The organism is Rhodanobacter sp. G1 (genome assembly GCF_055397855.1).
In genome coordinates, this window is sequence record NZ_AP039674.1 from 3,278,813 (window position 1) to 3,292,421 (window position 13,609).

Annotated in this window: 13 protein-coding genes; 5 read left to right on the forward strand and 8 right to left on the reverse strand. The window is 70.3% G+C overall.

Annotation, left to right across the window (positions count from 1 at the left end):
* The first annotated feature begins 221 nt into the window (after positions 1-221).
* The 4 genes from ACZ5Z2_RS14525 to ACZ5Z2_RS14540 all read left to right on the forward strand — a co-directional run bounded on the left by ACZ5Z2_RS14525 (position 222) and on the right by ACZ5Z2_RS14540 (position 5,289).
* On the forward strand, positions 222-1,619 hold the full coding sequence (locus ACZ5Z2_RS14525; protein ID WP_464759317.1) for a DegQ family serine endoprotease: 1,398 nt from the start codon (positions 222-224) through the stop codon (positions 1,617-1,619).
* Between the two features lie 253 nt (positions 1,620-1,872).
* Positions 1,873-3,135, forward strand: coding sequence for a LysM peptidoglycan-binding domain-containing protein (locus ACZ5Z2_RS14530; RefSeq protein WP_464759318.1), 1,263 nt, complete (start codon positions 1,873-1,875; stop codon positions 3,133-3,135).
* Between the two features lie 11 nt (positions 3,136-3,146).
* Entirely contained in the window at positions 3,147-3,845 is a 699-nt protein-coding gene (locus tag ACZ5Z2_RS14535; RefSeq protein WP_464759319.1) for an HAD family hydrolase, read from the forward strand.
* A gap of 61 nt (positions 3,846-3,906) precedes the next feature.
* Positions 3,907-5,289, forward strand: coding sequence for a leucyl aminopeptidase family protein (locus ACZ5Z2_RS14540; protein ID WP_464759320.1), 1,383 nt, complete (start codon positions 3,907-3,909; stop codon positions 5,287-5,289).
* 546 nt (positions 5,290-5,835) lie between these two features.
* Here the strand turns inward: ACZ5Z2_RS14540 and bla are convergent.
* The 8 genes from bla to rsmD all read right to left on the reverse strand — a co-directional run bounded on the left by bla (position 5,836) and on the right by rsmD (position 12,461).
* The gene (gene bla / locus ACZ5Z2_RS14545; protein WP_464759321.1) at positions 5,836-6,720 is read right to left on the reverse strand and encodes a subclass B3 metallo-beta-lactamase; all 885 of its coding nucleotides are present in this window, start codon (positions 6,718-6,720) and stop codon (positions 5,836-5,838) included.
* Between the two features lie 88 nt (positions 6,721-6,808).
* The gene (locus ACZ5Z2_RS14550; protein ID WP_464759322.1) at positions 6,809-7,840 is read right to left on the reverse strand and encodes a TMEM43 family protein; all 1,032 of its coding nucleotides are present in this window, start codon (positions 7,838-7,840) and stop codon (positions 6,809-6,811) included.
* Positions 7,840-8,706 (reverse strand): MBL fold metallo-hydrolase, encoded by an 867-nt coding sequence (locus ACZ5Z2_RS14555; RefSeq protein ID WP_464761717.1) that lies wholly within the window; start codon positions 8,704-8,706, stop codon positions 7,840-7,842. The genes ACZ5Z2_RS14550 and ACZ5Z2_RS14555 overlap by 1 nt, the downstream gene beginning before the upstream one ends.
* Before the next feature lie 78 nt (positions 8,707-8,784).
* On the reverse strand, positions 8,785-10,509 hold the full coding sequence (gene ggt / locus ACZ5Z2_RS14560) for a gamma-glutamyltransferase (protein ID WP_464759323.1): 1,725 nt from the start codon (positions 10,507-10,509) through the stop codon (positions 8,785-8,787).
* Positions 10,506-10,766, reverse strand: a complete 261-nt coding sequence (locus tag ACZ5Z2_RS14565) for a YfhL family 4Fe-4S dicluster ferredoxin (RefSeq protein WP_464759324.1) — start codon at positions 10,764-10,766, stop codon at positions 10,506-10,508. The genes ggt and ACZ5Z2_RS14565 overlap by 4 nt, the downstream gene beginning before the upstream one ends.
* A 53-nt stretch (positions 10,767-10,819) precedes the next feature.
* Complete coding sequence (locus tag ACZ5Z2_RS14570) at positions 10,820-11,323, reverse strand: hypothetical protein (RefSeq protein ID WP_464759325.1); 504 nt, start codon at positions 11,321-11,323, stop codon at positions 10,820-10,822.
* Entirely contained in the window at positions 11,316-11,873 is a 558-nt protein-coding gene (gene coaD, locus ACZ5Z2_RS14575; protein ID WP_464759326.1) for a pantetheine-phosphate adenylyltransferase, read from the reverse strand. Before coaD ends, ACZ5Z2_RS14570 begins: the two co-directional genes overlap by 8 nt.
* A gap of 27 nt (positions 11,874-11,900) precedes the next feature.
* On the reverse strand, positions 11,901-12,461 hold the full coding sequence (gene rsmD, locus ACZ5Z2_RS14580) for a 16S rRNA (guanine(966)-N(2))-methyltransferase RsmD (protein WP_464759327.1): 561 nt from the start codon (positions 12,459-12,461) through the stop codon (positions 11,901-11,903).
* Positions 12,462-12,538: 77 nt separating this feature from the next.
* Between rsmD and ftsY the strand changes: the two genes are divergently transcribed.
* Entirely contained in the window at positions 12,539-13,600 is a 1,062-nt protein-coding gene (ftsY, locus tag ACZ5Z2_RS14585) for a signal recognition particle-docking protein FtsY (protein WP_464759328.1), read from the forward strand.
* The last annotated feature ends 9 nt before the right edge of the window (positions 13,601-13,609 follow it).

The following is a 13,609-nucleotide window of genomic DNA, read 5'->3' on the forward strand; positions in this document are numbered from 1 at the left end:
GCCGGACTGCTCCCCGCGAAGCGATTCACCCCACCAGTACTTGTCCGCTCGATCGCAAACAAGCACAAGATGTTGTGGTTGCTAACCGTTGGCAAGGTAGCGCCGGGGAGGCGCGATGTAAAGTGTCGCGTCCATCTTCGGCGCCACGCCGCGTGCGGGAACCTGATGCCGCCCGCGGCAGTCGAAAGCGCGCCGTTTCCGCATCCGGCAGGAGAAGTCCGATGTCGTTCCGCTCGCCCCGTTTCCCGCTCCGTCTTGCCGGCGCCTGCGCGCTGCTCGTCGGCGTCGCCCTGCCCATCGCCAGCCGCGCCGCCATGCCGCCCGCCGTGGGCGACCAGCCCATGCCTTCGCTGGCGCCGATGCTGGAACACGTGACGCCGGCGGTGGTGAACATCTCCAGCAAGACGCGCGTGCAGGTGCGCAACCCGTACTTCGACGACCCGGTGTTCCGCCAGTTCTTCGGCCTGCCGGCCACGCCACGCGAACGGGTGGAGCAGAGCCTGGGTTCGGGCGTGGTCGTGGACGCGGCCAAGGGCTACATCCTCACCAACAACCACGTGGTGGGCGGCGCCGACGACATCACCGTGACCCTGCAGGACGGCCGCACGTTCAAGGCCAGGCTGGTGGGCACCGATCCGGACACCGACGTGGCGGTGATCCAGATCCACGCCACCGGCCTGCAGGCGCTGCCGGTGGCCGACTCCTCAGCCTTGCGCGTGGGCGACTACGTGGTGGCGGTGGGCGAGCCGTTCGGGCTCAGCGAAACGGTGACCTCGGGCATCGTCTCCGCGCTGGGCCGCTCCGGCCTCGGCCCGGAATCCTCGGGCTCGGGGCGCTACCAGAACTTCATCCAGACCGACGCCTCGATCAACCCGGGCAACTCCGGCGGCGCGCTGGTGAACCTGCGCGGCCAGCTGGTGGGCATCAACACCATGATCTTCTCGCCTTCGGGCGGCAATGTGGGCATCGGCTTCGCCATCCCCAGCAACCTCGCCAGCGAGGTGATGCGGCAGCTGATCGCGCACGGCAAGGTGCAGCGCGGCACGCTGGGCCTGCAGTCGCAGGACGTCACGCCGCGCATCGCGCGCCTGCTCGGCCTCGCGCAGGATCACGGCGTGGTGGTGGCCGGCGTGGACGCCGGCTCGCCCGCCGAACAGGCCGGCCTGCAACCCGGCGACGTGCTCACCTCGGTCGACGGCAAGCCGCTGCGCAGCGTCGACGACCTGCGCAACGCCGAAGGCCTGCTGCCGGTGGGCAGCACGGTGAAGCTGGGCGTGCTGCGGAACGGCAAGGCGCGCGAAGTCAGCGCCGTGCTGCGCCCGGAGCAGCTCGCCAGCATCGACGGCGCCCGGCTCGATCCCCGCCTCGCCGGCGTCACCTTCACCGAACTTAGCAAGGAACAGCGCAACCAGGGCCTGTACGGCGTCGTGGCGAGCGCGGTGCGGCCGGACAGCCATGCCGCCACCGCGGGCCTCGTCGCCGGCGACGTGGTGATCGGCGTGGACAACATGCGCATCACCGACCTGCGCATGCTGCGCGAGCTGGCCGGCGTGCGGCCGCGCCAGCTCGCGCTGGTGGTGGCCGACGACGAGGGCACGCATTACGTCCTCGTTCAATGAATGGGTGACAGGCTGGGCGCCGTCGCCAGCGGGCGACGATGGCCGCGCGCCATGCGGCGACGCATGGCGCGCAACGTGAAGCGGCGCACGCATGTGGGCGTGCCTGCGTCGCAATGGCGCGGGTGCGCGCTTGATGTTTTCCACCCCAGCCGCTGAAATAACCGACGTTCGTCCACTTTCGTGCGCCGGCCGGGATCACGCGCCGCCGCCCTCGCTCCTTCGCCATCCAATCCTGTCGGGGTATTCCACCGCCATGTCCGTTCGTGCTGTCCGCCTGTTGCCTGTCCTCCTGCTCGGCGCCTGCCTCGCCGTCCCCGCGCTTGCCGCGACGAAATCGACGCCCCATGCCGCCGTCCGCCACAAGGCGGCCGCCAGCAGCAAGGCCAGCAAATCCACGCTGATCTGGCGCGGCGACGTCACCACCGGCCGCGCGGTGATGGACAACATCGCGAAGGAGTGGCAGCGCAGCGGCCATGGCCGCATCGAACTGCAGCCGTTCAACACCGCCTCGGGCATCGACGCGGTGGCCGGCGGCACCGCCGACATCGGCGGCAGCGCGCGCCCCGGCGACGGCAGCCCCGAGAACAACCGCCTCGTCTTCACGCCGGTGGCGTGGGACGCGCTGGTGATGATCGCCAACCCGTCGAACCCGGTGCGCAACCTCACCGCGCGCCAGCTGCACGAGATCTACCTCGGCCGCATCAGGAACTGGAAGGACGTGGGCGGCGTGGACGCGCCGATCGACCTGTACGCGGTGATCAGCCCCAACGACGGCTTGGAATACAGCCTGCGCAGCCTGCTGTTCGGCCGCGGCGACCAGCAGATCTCCGCGTCGCGCTTCTATCTCAACACCGAGGCGCTGGAACAAGGCGTCGCGCTCGATCCGAACAGCCTTGGCCTGTCCACGCTGGCCGACGTCAGCGGCAACCCGAAGCTGCGCACCATCCCGATCGACGACGTCGCGCCCAGCGTGGCGAACATCGCCGACGGCAGCTATCCGCTGTACGCGCCGCTGTACCTGGTGAGCAACCCGAACAGCGCCAAGGCCGCCGCGGTGCAGGAGTTCCTCGACTACCTGCAGACCGACAAGGCCAAGGCCGTGCTGCGCAACCACTCGGTGCTGCCGTACGAAGATGGCATCGGACTGGTGGCGAAGGATCAGCCGCGCCGCGACACGCTGTTCGCCGAAGCGACCGACAGCAAGGCCAAGGCGCCGGCCGCCCCGCCGATCTCCGCGCCCGGCGCGAGCTACGCCGCCGCCTCCGCCATCGCCCCGACCTCGGAGCGCACCGCCATCGCCCGCGCCGCGATGGACAGCCGCAATGCGGCGAACGCCAAGCCGGCGACCGTCGCCAGCGCAGGTGGCGCGGCCAAGACCTACACCGTGGCCAAGGGCGACACCCTGTCCGTCATCGCCGAGAGGAACGGCGTGAGCGTGGCCGACCTGCGCGACTGGAACCACCTCAAGAACGACAACATCCGGCTCGGCCAGTCGCTGCAGGTCAGCCGCGACTGACACCCGACGCCGTGCCGATCCGCGCCGTCACGCTCGATCTCGACGACACCCTGTGGCCGGTGCTGCCGGCGCTCGAACTCGCCGATCGTGCGGTGGACGACTACCTGCGCGAACACTGGCCCGAGGTGGCCCGCGCATGGCCCATCCCGGCCATGCGCGCGTTGCGCGCGCAGGTGGCCGAGTCGCGGCCCGACCTGGCCCACGACTTCACCACCCAGCGCCGGCTCACCCAGCAGCACGTCTTCGCTTCCTGCGGCATCGCCGACGCGCCGCTGGACACGCTGTGGGAGATCTACTTCGCCGCGCGCAACGCGGTGGAGCTCTGGCCCGACAGCCTGCCCGCGCTGCAACGCCTCGCCGCGCGCTGGCCGCTGGCCAGCCTCACCAACGGCAACGCCGACCTCGCGCGCACCGGCGTGCAGGCGCACTTCGCCCACCACGTCTGCTCGCGCGACGTGGGCGCGGCCAAGCCCGATCCGCGCATCTTCCTCGCCGCCGCCACACGGCTCGGCGCGGCGCCACACGAAGTGCTGCATGCGGGCGACGATCCCGAACTCGACGTGCTCGGCGCGCACCGCGCCGGCCTGCGCGCGGCATGGATCAACCGCCACGGCGAAGCCTGGCCCGAGGCGCTGGGCGCACCGCCCGAACTCGAGCTGCACGACCTCGGCGAACTCGCCGACTGGCTGGAAGCGCACGCCGCGACGTGACCGCGCGGCCACATGGGCGCATCATTGGCGGCTGCGAAGCACGCACGCCACGAGGCCGTCCATGTCCGTCCTGCTCGACCACTCCGCCGCTCCCCGCCACCGCATCGCCATCGAGGCCACCGACGCCCGCCACCTCGCCGCCGCGAAGAAACGGCTGGACGCCGCGCAGCGCCGCTGGCTGGAGGCGAACGGCTTCGACGCGAAGCCCGGCAGCGCGATCCTGCTCGCCGACGCGCACGGCAAGCCCGTGCGCGTGCTGGTGGGCGTGGATGCGGAGGCCCCGCTGGCCGCGCTCGCCGCATTGCCGGCGACGCTGCCGGAAGGCACCTACCAGCTCGCCGCCGAAGGCTTGCGCCTCGACCAGGCGCAAGCCGCACTGGGCTGGGCGCTGGGCGCCTACCAGTTCAACCGCTACCGCAAGGCCAAGCGTGCGCCGGCCACGCTGGCGGTGGACGCCGCCACGCTCGCCGCCGTGCAGCCACTGGCCGAGGCCACCGCGCTGGTGCGCGACCTGGTCAACACGCCCACCGAGGACATGGGCCCCGAGCAGCTCGGCGACGCGATCAAGCGGCTCGGCAAGGCGCACAAGGCGAAGGTGCGCGAGTGGGTGGGCGACGAACTGCTCAAGGCCAACTTCCCCACCATCCATGCCGTGGGCCGCGCCAGCCATCGCGCGCCGCGGCTGGTGGAGCTCGCCTGGGGCAAGGAGCAGCACCCCAGGCTGGTGATCGTGGGCAAGGGCGTGTGCTTCGACACCGGCGGCCTCGACCTCAAGTCAAGCGACGGCATGCGCTGGATGAAGAAGGACATGGGCGGCGCCGCGCACGCCATCGCGCTGGCGCAACTGGTGATGCAGGCGAAGCTGCCGGTGCGCCTCACCTTGCTGGTGCCCGCGGTGGAGAACGCGGTGAGCGGCAACGCGCTGCGCCCCGGCGAGGTGGTGGTGACGCGCGCCGGCCACAGCGTGGAGATCGACAACACCGACGCCGAGGGCCGGCTGGTGCTGTGCGACGCGCTGGCCTACGGCGCCGAGCAGCAGCCCGAACTCATCATCGACTTCGCCACGCTCACCGGCGCCGCGCGCGTGGCGCTGGGGCCCGACCTGCCTGCGCTGTTCGGCAACGACGACGCGCTGGCCGAGCGCGCGCTGGCCGCCGGCAAGGCGGTGGACGACCCGTTGTGGCGGCTGCCACTGTGGCGCCCGTACCGCAAGATGCTGGATTCCTACCTCGCCGACTTCGCCAACGCCGGCCCCTCGCGCCACGCCGGCGCGATCACCGCCGCGTTGTACCTGGAACGCTTCGTGCCGGACGGCCTGCCCTGGCTGCACCTGGACACCTACGCCTGGAACGACGCCGACCGCCCCGGCCGCCCGCGCGGCGGCGAGGCGATGGGCCTGCGCGCACTGTTCGAGTTGCTGCGGCAGCGCTACGGCAAGGAATGAAGCACCCGGGGCCTGCTCAAAATCTCCTGTCAGCCTTTTCCGGTTTGCGGCTGGGTGATTTTGCAATTGTCGCAAGGGACAAAGCTCCGTGGTCGTCTGCCGCGGACAAGCACGGGGCAAGTTCCCTCTCCCCATCGGGGAGAGGGCTAGGGTGAGGGGCGGGTGCTCGCGACAACCTTTCGATTCCGCACACTGGCTCGCCTGCGGCGGGCTTTCGGTCGCCTTCCGGCGCCCGAGTCCCTTCTCTTTACTGGCCTAAAGAGAAGGAACCAAGAGAAACGGCCTGATTCAATCCGCCGGCACTACAAGCAGGTCGTGTCGAGGAGGTTGGATCAACGCCTCGCGACACGAGCTTCACTGCGGCCACACCGCACCATATCTGGGAACTGAGGACACTCGCCATCGTCATCCTGATGCGGACGGATGCTGCAAGGTGCACAAAACACTAACGGGCGCAATTGAAGCCTTCGCTCGAAAGGTTGCCGGCGTGAACAGCACGGAGATATTGGAGATATTGAACAGACCCTCAGGGGAAGCACGCGTGGATCAACGCTTCGCGCGCTCCTTCGCCAGCCGTGCATCCAGGTTCTTCCCTGCGTCGGCCGCGTAGTCGCGACAGGCTTGGCCATCGACCAGCGGCGCCACGTCCGTGGGCGACTTGCGCTTGGCGACCTTTTCCCAGAAACCACTGGCGTCGGGATGCGGGGTGAGCAGGACGTCGCACGGAAGCGCGGCCACGGTGGCGATGGCACGGCGGAACCCGGCGACATAGGCGGGGTGGTCGACGAAGCGGTAGTCCGGGGCGCTGACGGCGCTGAGGCTGTCGGCGTAGGCGATGCGCAAGCAGCGCCGGCCTTCGCATGAAGTCCACGTCCACGAGGTACTGCCGGCCGTATGGCCCGGCGTGTAGTGCGCGGTGACCGCGACCTTGCCCAACTGCACGGTTTCACCATCGCGCACCACGCGCACCCGCTTCACCGGCGGGTAGTAGGGCATCGCGCCGAACTGCGGATCGCTGCGGTCGGCACCGCCCAGCGCGAGTTCGCGCGCGCCTGCCGTGCTGGTCAGCACCTGCGCGCCGCTGGCGGCCTGCAGCGCGGCGATGCCGCCCGCGTGATCCGCGTGCGGGTGCGAATTGAGGATCCACTTCACGTCGCGCACGCGGAAACCGAGTTCGCGGATGTGCGCCTCGATCAGCGGCGCGGATTCCGGCAGGTCGCCGTCGAACAGCGCCAGCCCCCGCCCGGTGTCCAGCAGCAGCGAGGTCAGCCCGTGCGGCCCCACGTACCAGGTGTTGCCGTAGATGCGGAACGGTTTTTGCGGCGCGTTCCACTGGCTGTGCGGAATGCCGGCCCCGGCTTGCGCGGCATGCGCCGAAGGCAGGATCAGGGCCAGCGCCAAAGCGGCGATGACGGGCAGTCGCTGGTGCATGCTGGTTCTCCGTGAAGGCGGTCGCGCAGCATCGCCGACGCGGCGGGCTTGCCGCAGGCGCGATGCGGGCATTTCGCGGACGGAGATATCAGCGCCGCGAAGCGCGGCGCCGCCACAGCAGCAAGCCGAGGCCAGCCAGCGCGACCGCGAACCATGCAGCGACGGCGACCGCGCTGCCGCCCAGCCACGGCAGCGCGGCGAACGCGCCCACCGCGAGCAGGCCGCCGCCGAGCGCGGCCAGCGGATCGATGCGCTTCGCGTCGCGCGCCAGCAGCAGGCCCGCGCCCAGCGCCGCCAGCAGCACGGCGAGCACGCGCAGCGGCCAGGTCAGCGCGGGCTGCGCCGCCATGTCGGGGCGCATGTCCAGCAGCGCGCTGTCGCCCACGTTCACCTCGTAGCCCTTGCCGTCGTCGGCGTTCGGCACCGCCACCAGGCGGTCGCCGTCCACGCGGGCGATGATCGTGACCTGCTGCAGGGGTACCTCGCTCCAGCTCACGCGCAGGTCGCCCAGGCGCGGATCGCCCGGCACGGCGCTGGTGACCAGGGCGCCGTCGTGCAGCGCGAAGCTGGCCGCGAGGTTGCCCGGCAGCGACTTCATGTCGGGCGCGACCGGCTCGCTGCCCGGCAGCGCATGCACCAGCGCCGGATCCAGCGTGAAGCCGTCGAGCTGCACGCTCTCGGACACGAAGCGCTGGGCCTGGATGGGGAACGGGCCGGGGTTGATGTGGCCGTTCATCTGCGCGAAGCGGCTGGCGTCCTGCGGCGTATCCGACCAGTCCATTTCGTAGGTGACGCTGTCGCCCAGGCGCAGCTCGCGCCACTGGAACATCGCCACGTTGCGCGTCAGCAGCGGCGTGTCCGCCTGCTGGTTGAAGTCGCTGTCCAGCGGCGGCGCCACCACGTGCGGCGTGCCGCTGACGCGCACCATTTTGCCTTGCAGATCGGGCTGCGGCTCCGCGTTGCCGCCGAGATCCAGCACCGCGCCGCCATGCTGCCGCAGCGCCAGCCGGTAGCCTTCCTCGCTGCGTTCGGTCGATACCGCCAGCGCGACGGCCAGCACCAGCAGCACCGCGCCGGCCGCGATGGCCAGCACGCTGCGCGGCAGGGCGATGGCGCGCATCAGGCGAGGCTCCCGTGCAGCTCCGGCAATTCGTCCGCGCAGCCGTAGCGTCCGCGCTCGTCGCGCACCACGCGCGCCGCGGCGCAGGCGTGGTCGTGGGTGAAGAACAGCCGCACGCCGCGCGCCAGCTTGTCGTCGAGGAAGGCGCGCTTCTCGTCGATCAGCTTCTCGGGGAAACGGTCGTAGCCCATGGTGATCGGCAGGTGCACCCAGGCTCGGCCAGGGATCAGGTCGGCGCAGAACACCACGCCGCCGACCTCGGCCAGCATCAGGCCCGGCGTATGGCCGTCCGAATAGCTGAAGCGCACCGCGTCGCCCAGCGCCTTCGAGCGCTCGCCTTCCACCAGCTCCAGCCGGCCGCTGTCCAGCAGCAGTTGCGGCAATTCGGGAATGAACGAGGCGCGGTCGCGCGGATGCGGCTTCAGCACGCGCTGCCAGTGCGCCGCACCCACCACGAAGGTGGCGTTGGGAAACAGCAGGCGCGGCGGCTGGCCTTCCTGCCACGCGGCGAGCAGGCCGCCGGCGTGGTCGAAATGCAGGTGCGACAGCACCACGGCGTGGATGTCCTCGTGCGTGAGGCCCACCGCCGCCAACGAATCGAGCAGCACGTGGCGATCCTCCACCACGCCGTAGCGTTCGCGCAGCGAGGGCTCGAAGAACGCGCCGATGCCCGTCTCGAACAGCACGTTGCGGCCGGGCACGCCGTCCACCGTCACGCCCTTCACCAGCAGGCAGCGGCAGGCCAGCGGAATGCGGTTCTGCCCGTCCGGCGCGATCCAGCGCGACCACATCGCCTTCGGTGCGTTGCCGAACATGGCGCCGCCGTCGAGCTGCTGGGAGTTGCCGGGAATCGAAAAAAGCTCCACGTCGAAAACCTCGAATCCGAACATCGCCACACGCCGCCTTTGCCCGTCATCCCGGCGAAGGCCGGAATGACCGAAGAATCACTCCACCTTGCCCAGCCCCGACGGCCGGCGCGGATCGCTGGCGGCGTCGAGCGTGTTGGTCTTGTGATCCCAGGTGACCACGTTCATGAAGCCCCAGGGTTCGCGCGGCTTGAGCGTGTAGCCCATCTTCTGCAATTCGGCGCTGGTGGCGGCATCGAACACGCCGTCCTCCACGTACACCACGTCGGGCAGGAACTGGTGGTGGTAGCGCTTGTCCGCCACGATCTGCTGCGCGCTCTGGCCATCGATGAAATGCAGGATGCCTTCCAGCACCTGGGTGATGATGGTGGAGCCGCCGGGCGAGCCGATCACCGCGCTGCGATCCTTGCCCACCACCAGGCTGGGCGACATCGAGGACAGCATGCGCTTGCCGCCCGCCGGCGCGTTGGCCTTGCTGCCCAGCAGGCCGTACACGTTGGGTTTGTCCGGCACCAATGCGAAGTCGTCCATCTCGTCGTTGAGCAGCACGCCGGTGCCCTTGGCGACGAAGGTGGAGCCGAGGACGTAGTTCACGGTGGAGGTGATGCCCACCATGTTGCCGTCCTTGTCGATGATGGAGAAATGCGTGGTGTGCATGCCCGGATCGTGCGCCGTCTCATGCGGCAGCATGGACGAGGGCGTGGCCTGGTCGGCCAGGATGCTCTGGCGCAGGCCGTCGGCGTAGTACGGCGACAGCAGCATCGCCAGCGGCATCTGCACGAAGTCGGGGTCGCCGAGATAGTCGTTGTGGTCGCGGAACGCGCGGCGCATCGCCTCGACGATGTAGTGCACGCGGTGCGCCTGATCCATCTTCGCGAGGTCGTAGCCGCGCAGGATGTTGAGGATCTCGGCGATGGCCACGCCGCCCGAGGACGGCGGCGGCGCGGTGACGATCCGGTAGCCCTGGTAGTCGACGACGATGGGCGCGCGCTCCTTGGCGCGGTAGTTCGCCAGATCCTGCAGCGTCCAGTTGCCGCCGGCGGCATGCACCGCGTCCACCAGCTTCTGCGCCACTTCGCCGCGATAGAAGCCGGCGTCGCCCTTCTGCGCGATCAGCTCCAAGGTGCGCGCCTGCTCCGGATCGCGCCAGATGGCGCCTGCGGCCGGCGGCTGGCCGCCGGGCAGGAACTTGGCGGCGGAAGCGGGCCAGCGTTCGAGATTCTTCTGTTCGTCCTTGATCGAGCCCAGCAGGCGCGGATCGGGCTTGAAGCCCTCGCGCGCGATGCGGATCGCGGGCTGCAACGACACGCTGAGCGGCAACCTGCCGAACTTCTTCGCCAGCAGCACCAGGCCGGCCGGCTCGCCGGGGATGCCGGCGGAGAGCGGCCCCTTCAGTGCGGCGTCGCGGTTGGGCGTGCCGTCGGGGTTGAGGTAATCCTTCGGGTTCACCGCCATCGGCGCGGTCTCGCGCGCGTCGATGAACGCGTCGCGGTCGCCCTTGGCGATGTGCAGCGTGGCCATGAAGCCGCCGCCGAGGCCGGAGCTTTCCGGCTCCACCACCGACAGCGTGGAGGCCACCGCCACCGCCGCGTCGAACGCGTTGCCGCCCTTGGCCAGCACTTCGAAACCGGCATTGGTGGCGAGGAAGTTCGCGCTGGCGATGCCGGCGTGGCCGGGCCGCTGCGCCGGTTGCGCGCTGGCGGCGGCCGGCGCGGTTTTCGGCGCGCCATCGGCGGCCAACGCCGCGCCGCTGGTCAACAACAGGCCGAGCAGCAGGGCACGGCCATGCAGGGAGAAGTTCATGGGGCAGGCTCCTGGCTCATCAGGTGGCGGTACTTGAGTTCGAGCGCTTCATGCGACTCGACATGCCCGGGGTCGACGATGATGCACTCGACCGGGCACACCTCGATACATTGCGGCTCGTCGTGGTGACCGACGCACTCGGTGCACAGCGCCGGGTCGATCACGTAGTACTCCTCGCCCAGCGAAATCGCCTTGTTCGGGCAGACCGGTTCGCAGACGTCGCAGTTGACGCAGGTGTCGAGGATTTTCAGGGACATCGTTGTTTCGCGTGGTGCGGCGACGGCGTGGCGCCGTCGCCGCACGCCATCCATCACATCTGCACGAAGCGGAATGTGGCGCCGGTGACCTTCACCGCGTCGGCCACGCGCTGCTCGTCGGCCTGGTCGCCGATGAACAGCACGATCACGTCCTTGAACGTGCCCGGCTGGGCATCCTTGAACGCCGCCACCACCATGTCGGCCGTGGTGGCAGACACCGGGCCGACGAAGGCCAGCAGGTTGCCCGGGGTGACGCCGCGCGCCACCGTGCCCTGCACGTTGTCCAGCTGGCGGCCGTTCTGCGCCTTGTCGTCGTCGGTCTGGCCGGGGGTGACGAAGTAGACGTACGGCTGCTGCGCCGCCATGCCCTGCAGGTTCTTCTGCACCAGCGGGCCGAGGTAGGCCTGCCACGCCTTGGCGTCGTTGACGTCGGTGGGCTTGGTGACCGCCTTGGCCTGCTGCGCGGCCTGCTGATCCTGATCCGAGCCCTTCGAGCAACCGCCCAGGGCGAGGCCGGCGGCCAGCGCGATGGCGGCGATGAGAGCGAACTTACGCATGATGGTCACCTTCTGTTTCGGGTTGCTTGGGATGGGCGTTGCGGCCCTTGTGCCAGCGCTGCCGCATGGCCTGTTGCACCGCCGGATGCACGAAACCGGAGATATCGCCGCCCAGGCGGCCGATCTCGCGCACCAGCGACGAGGAAATGAAGCTGTATTGCTCCGCCGGCGTGAGAAACAGCGTCTCCGCCTGCGGGATCAGGTGGCGGTTCATGCTGGCCAGCTGGAACTCGTATTCGAAATCCGACACCGCGCGCAGGCCGCGCAGGATCACCCCCGCGCCGAGCTCGGCCACGAAGTCGGCCAGCAGCGAATCGAAGCCGCACACCTCCACGTTGCGCAGGTCGGCCAGCGCCAGCCGCGCCAGCGCGATGCGCTCGTTGAGGCTGAAACCCGGGCCCTTGCCCTTGTTCGGGCTCTCGGCCACCGCCACCACCACGCGCTCGAACAGCGGCGCGGCGCGCGCCACCAGGTCGGCGTGGCCGTTGGTGATCGGGTCGAAGGTGCCCGGATAGACAGCCAGGCGGGGATTGCCGGAAGTTTGGTTCACGAGCCGGGGATGCTGTGGGAGCTACCCTTAGCTTAACGGAAGCGCACGCCGATAGAGCGCGAAACGCACCTCGCCGGCCCGCCCCTCGCGGTGCAGCGACCAGCCCGCGGGCACGGCCGGCGCCATGTCGCGCGGCGACTCCAGGTAGACCCATGCCCGTTCGGCCAGCCAGCCGCCCTGCTCCAGGCCCTGCGCCAGCGCGCTCCACAGGTTGGCCGCGAACGGCGGATCGAGAAAAGCCAGGTCGAACGGCCGCGACGCGACGCGCAGGAAGCCCTGCGCATCCGTCGCCGCCACCTCGCCGCCGGCGACCTTGAGCCGCGCGAGATTGTCGCGCAGCGCCCGCGCGGCGCCTGCATCCGGTTCCACGAAAGTGGCGGCTGCCGCGCCGCGCGACAGCGCCTCGATGCCCAGCGCCCCCGTGCCAGCGCACAGATCCAGCACGCGCGTACCCTCGATCACCGGCGCCAGCCAGTTGAACAGCGTCTCGCGCACCCGCTCCGGCGTAGGCCGCAGGCCGGGCAGTTCGGGCACGTCCAGCCGCGAATTGCGCAGGCTGCCGCCGATGACGCGGATGCGGCCGCTCATGCGGCCGACCCCGGCTCAGCGGCCGGTACGGATGGGGGTGTTAGCATGCCGCCCATTGTCTTTGAATCGCCTCCGCAATGCTCAATTTCTGGAAGAAGAAGGCTGCCGGGACTCCGCACGGCACCGCGCCCGACGCGCCTGCGGCGAACGCAGTGCCGGAAGCCGCCGCCCCGGTCGAGGTGCCCGTCGAAACCGTTGCCGGCGAAGCGGCCGAAACCGCACCCTCCAGGCGTGGCTGGCGCGAACGCCTCGCCGGCAGCGCGCTGGGCCGTGGGCTGGGTTCGCTGTTCGGCCGCAATCCCAAGCTCGACGACGACCTGCTCGACGAGCTGGAAACCACCCTGATCACCGCCGACGTGGGCGTGGAAGCCAGCACCGCGCTGGTGGAGGGCCTGCGCCAGCGCATGCACAAGCGCGAGTTCGCCGACGCGGCCGAACTGCGCAACGCGCTGCGCGACGCGCTGGTGGCGCTGCTCAAGCCGGTGCAGCAGCCGCTCGATCCTTCCGGCCACAAGCCCTTCGTGGTGCTCACCGTGGGCATCAACGGCGTGGGCAAGACCACGACGATCGGGAAACTCGCCCGCAGGTGGCGCGACGAAGGCCGCAACGTGCTGCTGGCCGCCGGCGACACCTTCCGCGCCGCCGCCGTCGAGCAGCTCAAGACCTGGGGCGAGCGCAACGGCGTGCCGGTGATCTCGCAAGGCCAGGACGCCGACGCCGCCAGCGTGATCTTCGACGCGCTGCAGGCCGCCCGCTCGCGCGGCGCCGACGTGCTCGTCGCCGACACCGCCGGCCGCCTGCACACGCAGGGCGGCCTGATGGACGAGCTGGGCAAGATCGCCCGCGTGCTGAAGAAGCTCGACCCCGAGGCGCCGCACGAGGTGCTGATGGTGATCGACGGCACCACCGGCCAGAACGCCGTGAACCAGGTGCGCCAGTTCCGCCAGATCGTCGGCGTCACCGGCCTGGTGGTGACCAAGCTCGACGGCACCGCCAAGGGCGGCGTGGTGTTCGCGCTGGCGCGCGAGTTCGGCCTGCCGATCCGCTTCGTGGGCCTGGGCGAGACCGCCACCGATCTGCGCGCGTTCGACGCCGCCGCCTTCGTCGACGGCCTGCTGCCCGCGGCCGGCCACGGCTGATGCGGGCCT